The sequence below is a fragment of the Variovorax frigidus genome (assembly GCF_051216515.1).
Lineage (GTDB): Bacteria > Pseudomonadota > Gammaproteobacteria > Burkholderiales > Burkholderiaceae_C > Variovorax.
Genome location: NZ_JBPJZF010000008.1, coordinates 263,855 through 278,380 on the forward strand (window position 1 = coordinate 263,855; position 14,526 = coordinate 278,380).

Here is a 14,526-nt window from a genome sequence, read left to right on the forward strand (position 1 = left end):
TGCTCAGTACTTCTTCCACACAACGCGATTCACGTAGTCCGTGTAGCTGTGGACGATGCGAATCACCTTGTCTGAGACATTCGGCATGCTGTAGTCGGCGACCTGGCGCAAGCTGCGCTCCTCGCCACGCGGCTGGGTCGCCAGCACGGCCAGCGCTTGCCGCACCCGTGCGACTTCAAGTCCGACCATCATCACAGCCGCTTCTTCCATGCCCTCGGGCCGTTCGTGGGCCTCCCGCAAGTTAAGCGCGGGGAAGTTCAGGATCGAAGATTCTTCGTTGATCGTGCCGCTGTCCGACAGCACCGCGCGTGAACACATCTGCAGCTTGACATAGTCATGGAAGCCCAAGGGCTTCAACAACTGCACATTGGCGTGGAACTTCGCGCCGGTGGCATCGATGCGCTTCTGCGTGCGCGGATGGGTCGACACGATGACGGGAAGGCCGTGGTCCTCCGCAACCGCATTGAGCACATCGACCAGCTTACCGAAGGACTGAGGCGACTCGATGTTCTCTTCGCGGTGGGCGCTGACTACGAAGTACTGCCCTGCCGTGAGATCCAGACGCTCGAGCACATCCGAAGCGTCGATGTTCGGTCGATAGTGCGTCAGCACTTCGAACATCGGGCTGCCGGTCTTGATCACCAGGTCCGGCGACAGGCCTTCGCGCAGCAGGTAGTCGCGAGCGATGGTGCTGTAGGTGAGATTCACGTCGGCCGTATGGTCCACGATCCGACGGTTCGTCTCCTCGGGCACACGCTGGTCGAAGCAGCGATTGCCTGCTTCCATGTGAAAGATCGGGATCTTTCGCCGCTTGGCGGGAATGACAGAAAGGCAGCTGTTGGTGTCGCCCAGGACAAGCATCGCTTCCGGTTGCTCCTGTGCAAGCACTTGGTCCACGGCAATGATCAGGTTGCCGATGGTGTGGGCTGCGCCCGTGCTGCCAGCCGCGCTGTTCAGGAAGTGGTCGGGCTTGCGAACACCCAGGTCATCGAAGAAGACCTGATTGAGTTCGTAATCGTAGTTCTGGCCGGTGTGGACGAGCACATGCTCGCAATGTTCATCGAGACGCGCCAATACACGGGACAGGCGAATGATCTCGGGCCGCGTGCCGACAACGGTGAGTACCTTGAGTTTTTTCATGGAAAGGACTTGGAAGCGATCAGAGCGGGCAGGCGAAAGTGTCCGGCCGAGCTCTGTCGAAAATTTCATTGGCCCATAGCATCACGACCATTTCGTCCGCTCCGACGTTGGTGATGTCGTGGGTCCAGCCAGGCACGGTTTCCACGACCTGCGGCGTTTCGCCGTCCGTAAGGAGTTCGTAGGTCTCGCCCGTCTGCATGTGCCGAAACTTGAAGCGCGCCTGCCCCTTGATGACCAGGAACTTTTCGGTCTTGCTGTGGTGGTAGTGCCCGCCGCGGGTGATGCCCGCATGTGCGGTGAAGAACGAGAACTGCCCGCAATCGGGCGTCTTCAGCATCTCGACAAACACCCCGCGCGCATCGCCGTGTTTCTGCAGCGGGTATGCAAAGGACTCGACGGGAAGGTAGCTCACGTATGTCGAGTAGAGCGCTCGCACCAGGCCTGTGCCCACGCGCTCGGTGACGAGGCTGGCGCGGCTGTCCTTGAAAGCCTGGATCTGGCTCGCAAGCTCGCCCACAGTGGTGGTGTACTGCGGCGAAACGGAGGTGAAGCCGTTGGCGTCTGGCGCAGCATCGGCACCATCCATCAGCTGCAAAAAACGATCGATGACGTCGTCCACATAGACGAGCGTGACAGGCGCCGAAGGGTCGTTGATCTGGATGGGCAGATCGCGCGCGACGTTGTGGCAGAACGTTGCGACCGCCGAGTTGTAGTTTGGCCGGCACCACTTGCCGAACACGTTCGGCAATCTGAACACGTGTGCCTTGATCTTTCCGCTGCGAGCCGCAGTCAGCAAGACTTCTTCTGCGCCGCGCTTGCTTTCCCCATAGGGATTCTGATGCGCTGCCTGCGTCGACGAGGTGTAGAGGACGGAAACAGGTTGGCTGCTCGACGACACGCTGGAGCCGATCGCATCGCAAAGCGCTTGCGTCAGATCGACGTTACCCGTAACGAACTCTTTCGGGTCTTGAGGACGATTGATCCCCGCCAGGTGAAAGACGAAATCGACACCTTCGAGCAGCGCAGGCAGCTCGGCGACGTCATCGCCTCTTGCAAAGCACACGACCTCCAGCGATTTTCGCTCGGCCAGATGCAGCCGGAGGTTCTTACCGATGAAGCCGTTGGCCCCCGTGATCAAGACTTTCACGACTCAGTCCTCGGCCAGGGCGTGTTCGCCGCGCGAGATGCGCTGCATGAAGTCGAGCTTCAACAACAGCTTCTTCATACCCTCGACATCCAGGCGCGTGGTGTTGTGGGAGTTGTAGTCCTCGTTGTGCGAGCTACGGGTCAAGCGCTGCTCGCCCTCTTCCACGAACTTCGCGTAATTCAAATCGCGGGCATCGGGCGGCACTCGGAAGTAGTCACCCATGTCTTCAGCACAGGCCATTTCTTCGCGTCCGAGAAGCGCCTCATAAAGCTTCTCTCCATGGCGAGTACCGATCTCGCGGACTTCGTGATCAGGTTTACCCATCAATTCCAAGATGGCTTGCGTGAGAACTCTCACCGTAGCGGCTGGCGCCTTCTGAACGAAGATGTCACCGTTATTTCCGTGCTCGAACGCATAAAGCACCAGATCGACCGCGTCGGCCAAGGTCATCATGAAACGCGTCATCTCGGGATCGGTGATCGTGATCGGTTGCCCGGCACGGATCTGATCAACAAATAATGGAATCACCGAGCCACGCGAGGCCATTACATTGCCATATCGAGTCCCACAGATAACGGTGCTGGTCCCCTCAAGGTTTCGACTCGACGCGACCATAACTTTCTCCATCATGGCCTTGCTAATTCCCATCGCATTGATGGGGTAAACCGCTTTATCTGTACTAAGACAAACCACACGCTTAACACCAGCAACAACGGCCGCCTCCAAGACATTTTCAGTCCCTAAGACATTTGTCCTGACCGCCTGCATCGGATGAAACTCACAAGACGGCACCTGCTTCAGTGCAGCGGCGTGAAATACATAGTCCACTCCTCGCATTGCAGACGAGACGCTACGCTCATCACGGACATCCCCGAGATAAAAACGAAGTTTTGGATGATTGTAACGCTTTCGCATATCATCTTGCTTTTTTTCATCTCTACTAAATACTCGGATTTCAGAAATTGCGGAATTCAAAAACCTCTTCAGCACTGCATTTCCAAAAGATCCAGTACCGCCAGTCAAAAGCAACACTTCGCCATCGAAAGCATCACGCATGCGACACCCCCAGCTGCAGAAAAAGATTTCTATTCGCTTCCATTACTTCCTCATTTCCAAGATTATCTCTAGCCCATTGCCGAATTGATCTTCTCCATTGAAGATAAGCCTCCATTGGCATTTCACAGCAATCTTCAATGTGCTTCAAAAAGACTTCAGGTTCAGCCAAGGACACATCCCAACCCAAACCAATTTCCTCAAGATTTCTCCATGGGGTTAAATCACTAATGAGAACAGGCAACCCCACCGATACAGCTTCAGCAATGACATGCCCGAAGTTTTCGCCGTACGTCGGGAAAAAAAATAGATCATAGCGCGCCAAAATTCCTGAGACATCCTCCGGAACAGCCTCGCCGCAATACTTAAAATCGACATTTACAGGCAACTTAGAAGCAGCATCAAAACACTCATCCCAGTAACCAATATCCTCTTTTGGACCATAAACATCGAGACAGACACGGCCACGCATCCCATAAAGCATATTTATTGCGCCAAGCAAATTTTTCTTTCTTGATATTCTAGAAAGAAATATAATTTTAAACACCCCACCTTCTCGACAAGCCGGCAACAGCACTTCATCTTTTGGGAGGGATATATTAATAGCGACCCTGCAATTTGCATCAACCCCAATAACCCGGGAGACATCTTTTAACTCATGATCGGTAGATGCTTGCCATACCACACCCCTGTAGATTCGCAAACATTTCACCACTCCTAAGAAGATATTCTTTTTACTCGACCTGATCGCCAAAGCCCCCTCTGAAAATTCCCCCCTAGGAGCGAGAACAATCGGCAAGTTCCTCCTAAATATCTTCGCAACCAATATAGGAAAAATGCTAGATCTAAAGGAAAAAAAACTATTCAGATAGAGAATGTCTATTTTATTAGTTCTAATTTGACGAATTACATCAATGAAATAGCCTTTTCCAGAATTCGCATAGAAAACCTTAGCCTTGCCGACCGCAGTCCACTTTCCAATCGAAACTGAAGAGTATGGACTTTTTTCGCCAAGATCTCTATCCCCGGTTAGAACAAGAAATTCAAATTCGTCGCCAAGAGAGGACACAAGATTTGAAATAGTTTTAATTGGCCCGCCACCTCGAAATCCGGGAAGGTAATACTGCGTAAAAATCAAAATTGCACTTCTATGCATTTTTACCCCATGGCGGAGAAGAAGGCCGCATAGTGTGACCGAGATCAGCGCCCACAATTTCGCTGAGATACCTTGCTCCGGCCTTTGCGCTCAAGCATCGACCCCAGACCTTTAATTCGTTGCGCCGAGCATCTGACGTCACTCCGAGGTCTATTTGCGCGGAAAGCAATTTGACTAGTTCTGAAAAATCTCTAGATTTAAAAACGCCGCCGCTACCGCTCCTTCGCACCACTTCTGCTACACCACAAGTATCGCTGCAGATAACGGAAGTTCCTTCCATTAGCGCTTCCGAGGCCACTGCACCCCAACCGTCGTGAGTGCTGGGCAATACTAAGCAATCAACTTGGCTCATTACCACAGGAACTTCTTGCAAAGGAAGCTGCCCGAGCCATTTAACTTGCCCGCTTAGCAGGTCGTCGGCAAGCAAGCGTAGCCTTTTTTCCTCAGGGCCGGCCCCGACCACCCATAGTTCTACGTTCTTTTTCTCAATTTTAGCCAAAGAATTTATAATCCAGTCGACTCGTTTAAGAGGGACAAGACGTCCTACAAAAAGAATCCGAACTACAACCCTATCTGGCGTTTCACAGACAGGCTGAAAATCATTGTTTGGCAAAAAATATGCAAACGGATAAACTTTCTCCCCCGGAAATCCACGGCAAACCACCCATTTTGCATTACGTGAACCTGTTGCCAAAACTCCCCGCATTGCGCGCCCATGCCTCATAAACAGCCGCCGGTATTCCAAGCGCTTTAGTAGCCCTAAAAGCCCGGCATCATTTACAGTCTCCATCACTACCCATTGAAAGAGCCGCCGCTTAGTCAAATAACGCTGCGCCACGCCAACCATGCCGTTTCGCCTCAAGCCCTGACAGATATGAATCGAGTTAGCCGGCGCCTCCGCCACAATGCTTGAAACGGCCTGGGCGTCAGGCGCGAATCTTATTTCGACGCCTGGCATTTTTGGGACACTCCATCCAGTGCGGACTCGAATTTCAGAAATCTCCCGCTCCGCCACGTATGTCACCTTATGGCCAAGTTTCGCCAACTCCACGGCAAGCTCAGACATATGAGGGCTTACTATTTTTTGCCAAAACCAAATATTAAGCATTTACGATGCCTATACCTTCCGGCATTGAAATAAGGTGGAGGTAAAAAACACCAACAACACCAATCCAGTCCCACCGACCGAGAAAAAAGTTGCTTCCCCAAGGTTCAGAAAAACTATTGTCAAAAATAAAGCGACAGCCGGAACTCCATTTTTCACTGCGGCCATTAGCATAATGGCGAGCCAAAAAAATGCTGTCAAAGCACCAAATACTCCAAGTTCCTCAAGGACCGCTATAGGCATAACCCCTTTCTCCACAATCGCGCTCACTGGCAAATTAAATACTGGATCGCGAATAACCTCCATCGACTCGACATCCGAAGCAATACCAAATCCAATTCCGGCCCAAGGGTTAGTCTGAATATTAGTCAACATTTTTTGCACAAGCGCGCCACGCGAAGCGTCAGCGGCATCAAGGAAACTTGTACTATCTCCCCGCTTAAGGACAAAATCCGCCGCTTTAGACGCAATTAGCGGCCCAGTCAGAATAAGAACCAACCCACCACCAGCAAGTAAAATATAGCCCTTTCCATTCCCCAATCCAGAAAATTGCTTCGCCAGAGCTCCTTTGCCTACAATCGAAAATACCCCAACTGCAGCGACGATTCCGAGGACCATGGCCAGCCCTGCAGTCCTTGCCTCTGACAAAAAAACCAACATCAGACTAAGGATGAAGAACAATACACTTGACCACTGAAAGTTTGAATTTCCAAGAATTTTTGTTGCGGATATAACGCATGCCAGGGCAGCGATGGGCCCGAAAGCCTGAGGATGGTTCAGCACACCTTGAAAGCCTTGTCCATTTACACGGTAGCCAGCCTCTGGCAAGGCAAGCAAAGGAAGGCTAAAAAGCATTAATGCCGCAAGTGATTGTTCTAGCGCAGCAAAGGTCTTTTGACGTCGTTCGGCTGACATCCCGCCCCAAGCTGAAAGTAGAACTAAAACTACTGCAGCCCATGACATCAGCTTAAGAACCGACACATCAAGTTGAGGACTAAAAAAGATCGAGTGCAGAAGAATAAAGAGTGCAAATACCGCAGTTGAAACCATTAACTTTGAGGCCTGGCCAGTGTCAGCTCGGCGCTCTCTAATCAATGTAGAAACCACAGCGGCAAGAATTACAAAATACCGCCACGCCCCGCCCCCGCTACCTTCTGGGAGGAAATATGGATTTCCCATCGTAAACAGCCAGGAAAGCGAAAGAGCATGTATGACCTGCGCACGCCCCAACAAGGCATATAACGCGAGAACCAAATAGCTGAGATCCGCAACCGATCCTCCGCCAATTCGCAAAACTACTGCAACAACCAGCAAAAAACCAAAGAGACCGGACGATCTTATACGCACGCTTTCAAACCCAGGCTAATTTCAAAAATTGACTTTTACAAGGCGCTCAGCAAGAGCGAAATCATCACGCTGCATGAAAGAGCTACTCCTTGTGAATACTAGAAATTATCCGAGCAGGCACTCCTGCAATAATCACTTCTGCAGGAAACGTCCCCTTTACTACGGCCCCTGCTGCAACAATTGATCGGTCGCCAATCGTCGCCCCACCCAAGATCGTGGCTCCTAAGCCAATCCAGCATCCGTCCCCTACTTTTATAGGACTCGAGTATCCTTTCCCCGCAACTCTATTTCCAACTCGTTCTATCTGATGAGATCCAGTGGAAAACACGACTCGAGGCGCGATGTCACAATAGGAACCAATACAAACAGCAGCATCTCCACCAACAAATAGAGTCTCATGTCCCACCCAAGACTCACGCCCAATGGATAAATCGCCAGTGATTAAAAATTTAGTGCTGGACGTTATCTTTACTTGATCACCGATGGACAAACCAGCCCAAATAAGCAGACGTCTCTTCATGCCAAACAAATGAGTAGGCGGCAGCAGCTTAAATAAAAAAGAAACAAGAAATAGTTTTTTCGAGCTCACCATTAAAGCACTCCCATTCGTCGCGCCATCACCAAGGTCAAAAGCGTGTGAACTAATGCAGCGCCACCCAAGGAGATGGCTCCCGAAATCGCGCCTAGCCCTCGGGTTTCGAATCCAATAACAACGATCGAAATAAGCCAAACTGCTGTTAAAAATAACCACACCTTCTGGCCATTGCGCCCCACAATGGCATTTCCAATCGTGTTCACAACGGAGCTTAACGCACCTGCGATCAAGAAGGCCGCCAGCACTCCGTATCTCTCGGCATATAAGGGCCCATATAACTTGGCTATGTACGAGGACAACAAAATTCCGACCAGTGCAATACCACCGGCCGTCAGAGCGGCCAGGCCCGCAGCTTGCCTTGTTAGCTTTTGGACGCCACCACCCGGAGAGGTACTAGCTCGAACAATACGAGGCAAGATGACACGTGAAACCATGCCGGGCAGCAACAGGACTAAGGAAAACCATTGAAGGCCAATCGAATACATCGAAAACTCCGCTGTCCCGTTTCCTCCGGAGAGCAAAAATCTCCCCAAGATCCAAGTGCCCGATGCAGCCAATAGGGACACACCAAGCATCGGCCCGGCAAGTTTGAGAATAGCTCTCAAATCCGGCAAAAACCTGACACGGATAAAACGCCAAACATTTCTTGGAACGCTTCGAAAAACGATAACTGACTCTCCAAGAAACTGGACAGCTGCGCCCCCAATCAAGGCAGCTATTGCAATCCAAGGCGACGATTCAGATGAAGCAATCAGGACGCCCGAAAGAACGAATACTCCCGACATCGCAGATATTTTTGCAGCATCCTTATATTTCTCCAGTCCCAATATCGCGCCAGACGGAACGATTTGCAAAACATACACCATCACGCCTATAGCGAACATCCATTTTGGAATTGCAAGATTGGAACTCAATAAACTTGAAGGGAGCAACAATATTACAAAAAATACCGCAACCGCCAAAAATATAGATAAGGTCCAGAGAGTGAGCACAGGAGGAAACTCATCACGCTCAGAGACTTCTATTTCGGCAAAAAAACGAGATGCAGCTACACCAAGCCCAAGTGAGGCATACGCCGACAAAACCGACACAGACAACTGAAAATAACTATACGCCGCGAAATCATTCGCATTTAGAGATCGGGCGAGAACTATCGCGGCAGCCATTACCGCCCCTCTCGATAGAAGATGGCTAAGTAATGTCCAGAATGCACTCCTAGCCAATACCGCAGTAGTCATGAATTTGTTAAAAAGTAAAGCACGCCTTCTCGCTCGCTATCAGATTAAAGATGCAAAGGCAAAAATGATAAGCCGCTCATCATTGCCGCGCCGCGCTGCGAATTCTTGGCATTGCGTCTTCAAAATAAATTAATCCACTTCTATCAAAGTTGAACGTCCGATCCAGCATGGAAACATTGGCTCCCACACCCTGGTTGGTGCTCAGCACATTGGAACCTTCGCGTATGACGGTTTCAATGCCATACGACCACCTCGGATTTCCCGTCACCTGCACTGGGTAGGTCGGCGACATGTCCCGACGCGGCGTGAGCGGAATCGACAGCTCGATGCCGGCCGAAGTCCGCGAGGCTGCCGCCCACTCGAACTTGGTGCGCCGCACATAGAGCGTGATGGCGACGTCGTCGAACCACTGCTTGATGCCGAAACGCACACCACGGTCGTTGTAGAGAAACTGCCCTGCCGTGACCTCCGCGTAGGTGCGCGTGGGTGTGTAGGCATAGCGATAGCTCGCCAGCGCCGTGCGCGAATGAATCGGCAGGTTGGCGTCGTAGTACTGGATGCGTTCGAAACGGCCTGCTTCCGCATGCAGACGGTGGCGGCCCTCGCCCGGCTCCCAGCGCACTTCGCCATACGCACCGCGGTAGTTGGCATCGATGCGGCCGGCGGCCACGTGGCCCGTGAGCGCGTTGGCGCCCCACATCGCGGCCGTCTGGGCGTTGTCCTTGCCGAACAGATGCTCCACCGGCAGGCGGAACATCTGGTGGACCATGTAGCGGTCGACCTGATCGACGAAGCGACTCCGCCCGAAGACCTGGCCTTGCTTGTAGTCGTCGGAGTCGTGAAGCGGCGTATTGCCCGCCACTTCGGCCCAGGCGCCCGACCACAGCGGCTGCTGCAGCATGGCGCGCAACGCCAGCGAATGATCGAACACGCCGTACTCCGTGGCGACGGCGCTGCGAATCACCGGCTGCAGGATGATGCGCGGCGTGGCCCAGCTGGGCGAACGCCCGTCGACGACCCAGCGGGCATCGGCCAGCAACGCGCCGATTGCCGTGGTGCCGGGGGTGTAGAGCTGGCCTGCGGTGCAGCGCGCCGGGCCGAGGGCAATCCACTGTGCCAGGCAGTCGGCCTGGCCGGTCACGCCCACGATGTCGAGCTGGCGCTGCATCAACACCAGGCGGTAGCCCGCACGCTGTGCAGCCAGGTTGCGTGCGATCACGCCCAATGCCACGCCCAGGCCATCGGCCGTGTTGACGTTGTAGCTGGCGTTGTTCACGCGCACGGCCACGGCGCCGTCGGGCGCGCGGCCCACACGGATGTCCTCGAAACCCTTGGCGCGCAGCGCCTCGCCGAGCGCGACGAGCTGCTCGTCGGTCACGGGCGCGGTCGGCGGAGGCGCCGATGCGGCGGCGGCATGGGTCGCCACCGTTGCGAGGGTCTCCGCCGAAGCGGTGGGCGCGACGCTGAGCAGCGCTGACGCCGGTGGGCGTGGGCCCACGTTGGGCGGCGACAGATCGGGTTGCAAGGGCACGTCGGACACGCGCAGGCCATCTTGCGAGAAGGCCTTGCGTTCGGTCGACGGCGCCGGCTGGGCCGGTGCGGAAGGGAACACGGTGGCCGTGGTCGTCGTGGTGGTGACGGTCGGCATGCCGGCAGGACGACTGTCGGGCACCTTGTACAGAGGCACGGTGAGGCCGACGTTCACCCAGCTGCGCGCGCTGCGTTCGTCGCCGCGAAGCCGAACATTGGCGCCGACGTGCGCCGACCAGCCGGTCGGCAGCCATTCGGAGGGTGCGTAGATGCGTGCGCCGGCCCAGGCCTGGCTGTCGACGTATTCGATGTGGGTCTGCAGCCAGGGCAACGGACGGTAGGCCGCGCTGGCGAAGGGGCCGTCGAGCGGCGTGCTGACGTTGCGTGCGGTGCCGCGGCGGGCATAGCCCACGGTCAGGTCGAGCGGGTCGACGGGCGTGTACGTGAGCACGCCGTACAGGGAGCGGAAGTTGCTGGTCTGGCCGCCCAGGTCGGTGGCGCCCGCGGCGATCTGCCAGCGGCCATCACGGTCGAGCGGGGCGCCGGCCTTGAAATTGAACGAGAGGTCGCGAATGCCGCAGTTGTCGGTGTAGCAGTTCGTGTTGAACGTGCTGGCGGCGATACGGCCGGACACCTCGAGATTGGGCAACAGGCCGAAGCCCGCCACCAGGTTGTGGCCACTGGTGCCGTAGGGCGCCCGTTGCGGGCCCCCTACCACTTCATTGTCGTAACCCAGCGACGCACTCCCCCAGCGCAGCAGCTGCGCCGTAGGGGTTACCGATAAACCGGTCGCGCCGCTCGCATTGAGCGAGGGCGCGATCTGTGCGTGGGCTGGGGGCACCGCCGCCGCGCCCGCCAGACCGAGCAGCGCGAGGGCGGCGGCTAGGACTGGCGATTGCGGGTACGGTGCGCGATCAGCCGCCGGTGCCACCGGTGCCGCCGGTGCCACCCGTGCCGCCCGTGCCACCGGTGCCGCCCGAGGCGGGAACGGGCAGTGCGTCGCCTGCAGCCTTGGCGATAGCCAGGATGGCGGCCTTCAGCGTGCCGTCGGTGTTCTGCAGCACCGAAGCGGTGTTGTCGAGCACCTTGTCCAGCGGCGAGCCGATGGTGAAGCTGGTCGATTCGAAGTTGCCGGCCGCGGCGATGATGGCGTCGGCCTGTGCACTGGTCAGGCCGGAGCCGACCAGTTGGTCCTTGACCACCTTGAGCACGGCAGCGCGGTACGAAGCCACAGCGGTCGACGAGCTCACGTTGGCGGCAAAGGTGCTGTCCGAGCGGACCTTGGCCAGGAACTGCTCCAGGGTGAGCCCGGCGCTGCCGCTCGCGGAGGCCGCGAGCACCGTCTCGACGAGGATGTCGGTCAGGGGCGTGAAGTTGGCAATGTTGCTCGAGAACAGGATGCCGCGGTAGGTGATCGCGCCAGCCTTGGCCGTGCCGATGCAGGGGTAGGTGATGGCCACAGGGTTGCTGGTGTAGCCGCCGTTGGTGTTCGACGAACTCACGACGCGGGCGCCGTTGGCGCAGTTCAGTTCGATGGTGGCGCTGGCCAGGGCCGCGCCGCGTGCCGTCGTGCCGCTGACGGAGATTTCTGCACCTGCGCCGTTACCGCCGCCACCACCGCCGCCGCATGCAGCCAGGCTGAGAAGGGCTACGGCCGAAACCAGGAACTTGGCGCGTGCCGATTGCGAGAAGTTTGTCATCTAGATTTCCGCTATGTGAGGACTGGGGAACCCGGTGCGCGAAGCGTGCCAGGCACAATTGAAAACTGCACGAATTCATCCGTCGATCAAGTCGAAGCAGAGGAATAAGGCGGGGGGAAGCACCGAATAATTCGTCATTTCGACGATTGTTAACGGTTGCGACGCGAGTGTATCAGCCCCGAATCGGCGCGCATCCCCTATTTGTGGCAGACCGCAAGCCGGTGAAACCCCGGGGCCGAAAAAGTAAATCGAAAGCAATAAAAAAGGCCATGGAGTCACCCGAGGGTGACTCCATGGCCTTGGTCAACTCGAAAGTTGAATACTATTTAATTAGCGGCTGGGCTTGAATGCCCGCTTGGCTGCGTCGCGCGGAACAAACACTTTGCCGCCGCCGGCTGCGCCACGGGGCGCGAAGTTTTCGCCACGGGGGGCAAAACCTTCATTGCGGGGAGCGAAGCCTTCGCCACGCGACGGGCCGCCGGCACCGCGCGGAGCGCTGTCGCCCCAGCCCGGCTTGCGGCCATAGCTTGCACCGCCGCCGCCTTCTTCACGGCCGCCGCCGAAACCGGCGTTGTGGCCATGGTGCGGACGGGCACCCGGTGCCGCGCCACGCGGGCCGCGGTCGTTGAAGCTGCTGGCACCGGCATAGCTGCGCTCGTTGCCACCGCGGTCGTTACCGCCACCGCCGAAGTTGCCGCCGCCGCCGAAGTTGCCACGGGGGCCTGCGCCGCCGCCACCACCGAACTTGCGTTCACCGCCACGCGAGTGGCTGTTGTTGTCACGGCCACGGCCGGCGAAGTCGCCTTGCGGACGCGATTGCGGCATGCGTTGCTGGGATTCGAGGCCAGGAATGGTCTCGGCCTTGAACTGCTGGTGGCTGTAATGCTCGATGTCCATGATCTTGCGGCGATCGCGGAACTCGGCAAAGGTCACGGCAATGCCGTCGCGGCCAGCGCGGCCGGTACGACCGATGCGATGGGTGTAATCCTCGGCCTTCATCGGCAGGCCGAAGTTGAAGACGTGGGTGATGGTCGGCACGTCGATGCCGCGAGCGGCAACGTCGGTGGCCACCAGGATCTGCACCTGGCCTTGGCGCAGCGCCATCAGGCGGCGGTTGCGCAGGCCCTGGCTCAGGGCACCGTGCAGTGCCACGGCGCTGAAGCCGTCTTGCTGCAGGTCGTTGGCGAGGCCGTCGCACTCGACTTGCGTGCTGGCGAACACGATGGCCTGGTTGATGGTGGTGTCGCGCAGCCAGTGGTCGAGCATCTTGCGCTTGTGCTGGACGTTGTCGGCCCAGAACAGCACTTGCTTGATGTTCGCGTGCTTTTCCTGCGGCGAGTCGATCTGGATCTTCTGCGGCTGGCGCATCACGCGGGTGGCGAGCTGCTGAATGCGCGGCGCGAAGGTCGCGCTGAACATCATGGTCTGCTTGCGTGCCACGGTGAGCTGGTTGACTTCAGCCAGGTCGTCCGAGAAGCCCAGGTCGAGCATGCGGTCGGCTTCGTCGACGACCAGGAATTGCACCTGGTCGAGCTTGATCTGCATCGAGCGTTGCAGGTCGAGCAGACGGCCGGGCGTGGCGACCACGAGGTTGGCGTTCTGCAGCTTGGCGATCTGCAGCTGGTAAGGCATGCCGCCCACCACGCTGGCCACGCGCAGGCCGCGGCAATGCTTGACCAGGTCGATGGCGTCGTGTGCGACCTGCTGCGCGAGTTCGCGCGTCGGGCACAGGATCAGGGCGCCGGGGGTGGCGGCCTTGAAGTTGCGGGTGTTGGTCGGGTCCTTGCGCTTGGCCTTCTTGGGGGGCGCTTCGCCGCGGGCGATGGCTTCGGCAGCCAGGCGCTGGAACTCGGCCTTGGCAACCGCTTCGGCTTCGGCTTCCTGCTTGAGCAGGGTGTGCAGCACGGGCAGCAGGAAGGCGGCGGTCTTGCCGCTGCCGGTCTGGCTCGACACCATCAGGTCGATGAAGCGGGCATTGCCCTCTTCCGAGCTGGTCAGTGCAAGGGGGATGACCTTGTCCTGCACGGCGGTCGGCTGGTCGAAGCCCAGGTCGGCGACGGCAGCAACGAGTTCGGCGGCCAGGCCGAGGCGCACGAAGCCGTTGGGCAGCTTGGGTGCTTCTTCGGCGGCCGGCTCGGCGTCGTCGATGTCGGCAACGATGGCGATGTCGGCAACGTCGGCCGTTTCGGCGACGTCGTACAGGACTTGCACGTCGGCAGCGTTGGATTCAATGACAACAGCGAAGTCGTCAGCGGATTGCACAGGCGCGGAATCGCCCTGCGCTTGGATGTAAGCGTCGGTCATGTAGATAGCTCATACGCGAGCGCTGCCGTAGGCGGCGCCCCGTCGGGTGGTTAAAAACATCAACCATCCAACGACATTCAGCAAGAGCCATGACCACCCGTTTACCGGAGGCCTGCCTTGGCTGCGGCCCGTTCATCGGGCGCGGTGTGCAAGATAGGGAGATGCGAGAAACGCTGCACTGTGCAGCGAAGCCAGCGATTATGGCACACCC

General features: G+C 57.1%; 11 protein-coding genes. All 11 read right to left on the reverse strand.

Features of this window, described 5'->3' with window-relative positions; translation table 11 throughout:
• Positions 1-3: 3 nt before the first annotated feature.
• The 11 genes from wecB to ACSFBC_RS24505 all read right to left on the reverse strand — a co-directional run bounded on the left by wecB (position 4) and on the right by ACSFBC_RS24505 (position 14,315).
• Complete coding sequence (wecB, locus tag ACSFBC_RS24455; protein ID WP_435512928.1) at positions 4-1,140, reverse strand: non-hydrolyzing UDP-N-acetylglucosamine 2-epimerase; 1,137 nt, start codon at positions 1,138-1,140, stop codon at positions 4-6.
• 19 nt (positions 1,141-1,159) lie between these two features.
• Positions 1,160-2,287: a UDP-2-acetamido-2,6-beta-L-arabino-hexul-4-ose reductase gene (gene wbjC / locus ACSFBC_RS24460; protein WP_435512929.1), complete on the reverse strand. Its 1,128-nt coding sequence runs from the start codon at positions 2,285-2,287 to the stop codon at positions 1,160-1,162.
• Between the two features lie 3 nt (positions 2,288-2,290).
• The gene (locus ACSFBC_RS24465; RefSeq protein ID WP_435512930.1) at positions 2,291-3,343 is read right to left on the reverse strand and encodes a polysaccharide biosynthesis protein; all 1,053 of its coding nucleotides are present in this window, start codon (positions 3,341-3,343) and stop codon (positions 2,291-2,293) included.
• Entirely contained in the window at positions 3,336-4,478 is a 1,143-nt protein-coding gene (locus ACSFBC_RS24470) for a glycosyltransferase (RefSeq protein WP_435512931.1), read from the reverse strand. Before ACSFBC_RS24470 ends, ACSFBC_RS24465 begins: the two co-directional genes overlap by 8 nt.
• Before the next feature lie 10 nt (positions 4,479-4,488).
• The gene (locus tag ACSFBC_RS24475; RefSeq protein ID WP_435512932.1) at positions 4,489-5,562 is read right to left on the reverse strand and encodes a glycosyltransferase family 4 protein; all 1,074 of its coding nucleotides are present in this window, start codon (positions 5,560-5,562) and stop codon (positions 4,489-4,491) included.
• Positions 5,563-5,613: 51 nt separating this feature from the next.
• A complete protein-coding gene (locus ACSFBC_RS24480) occupies positions 5,614-6,780 on the reverse strand; it encodes a hypothetical protein (protein ID WP_435512933.1) in 1,167 nt (388 codons plus the stop codon).
• Positions 6,781-7,030: 250 nt separating this feature from the next.
• Positions 7,031-7,540: an acyltransferase gene (locus ACSFBC_RS24485; protein ID WP_435512934.1), complete on the reverse strand. Its 510-nt coding sequence runs from the start codon at positions 7,538-7,540 to the stop codon at positions 7,031-7,033.
• A complete protein-coding gene (locus ACSFBC_RS24490) occupies positions 7,540-8,781 on the reverse strand; it encodes an oligosaccharide flippase family protein (protein ID WP_435512935.1) in 1,242 nt (413 codons plus the stop codon). Before ACSFBC_RS24490 ends, ACSFBC_RS24485 begins: the two co-directional genes overlap by 1 nt.
• A gap of 79 nt (positions 8,782-8,860) precedes the next feature.
• Positions 8,861-11,152, reverse strand: a complete 2,292-nt coding sequence (locus tag ACSFBC_RS24495) for a YjbH domain-containing protein (protein WP_435512936.1) — start codon at positions 11,150-11,152, stop codon at positions 8,861-8,863.
• A gap of 73 nt (positions 11,153-11,225) precedes the next feature.
• Positions 11,226-12,011 (reverse strand): hypothetical protein, encoded by a 786-nt coding sequence (locus ACSFBC_RS24500; RefSeq protein ID WP_435512937.1) that lies wholly within the window; start codon positions 12,009-12,011, stop codon positions 11,226-11,228.
• A gap of 330 nt (positions 12,012-12,341) precedes the next feature.
• Complete coding sequence (locus tag ACSFBC_RS24505) at positions 12,342-14,315, reverse strand: DEAD/DEAH box helicase (protein ID WP_435512938.1); 1,974 nt, start codon at positions 14,313-14,315, stop codon at positions 12,342-12,344.
• Between the last annotated feature and the right edge of the window lie 211 nt (positions 14,316-14,526).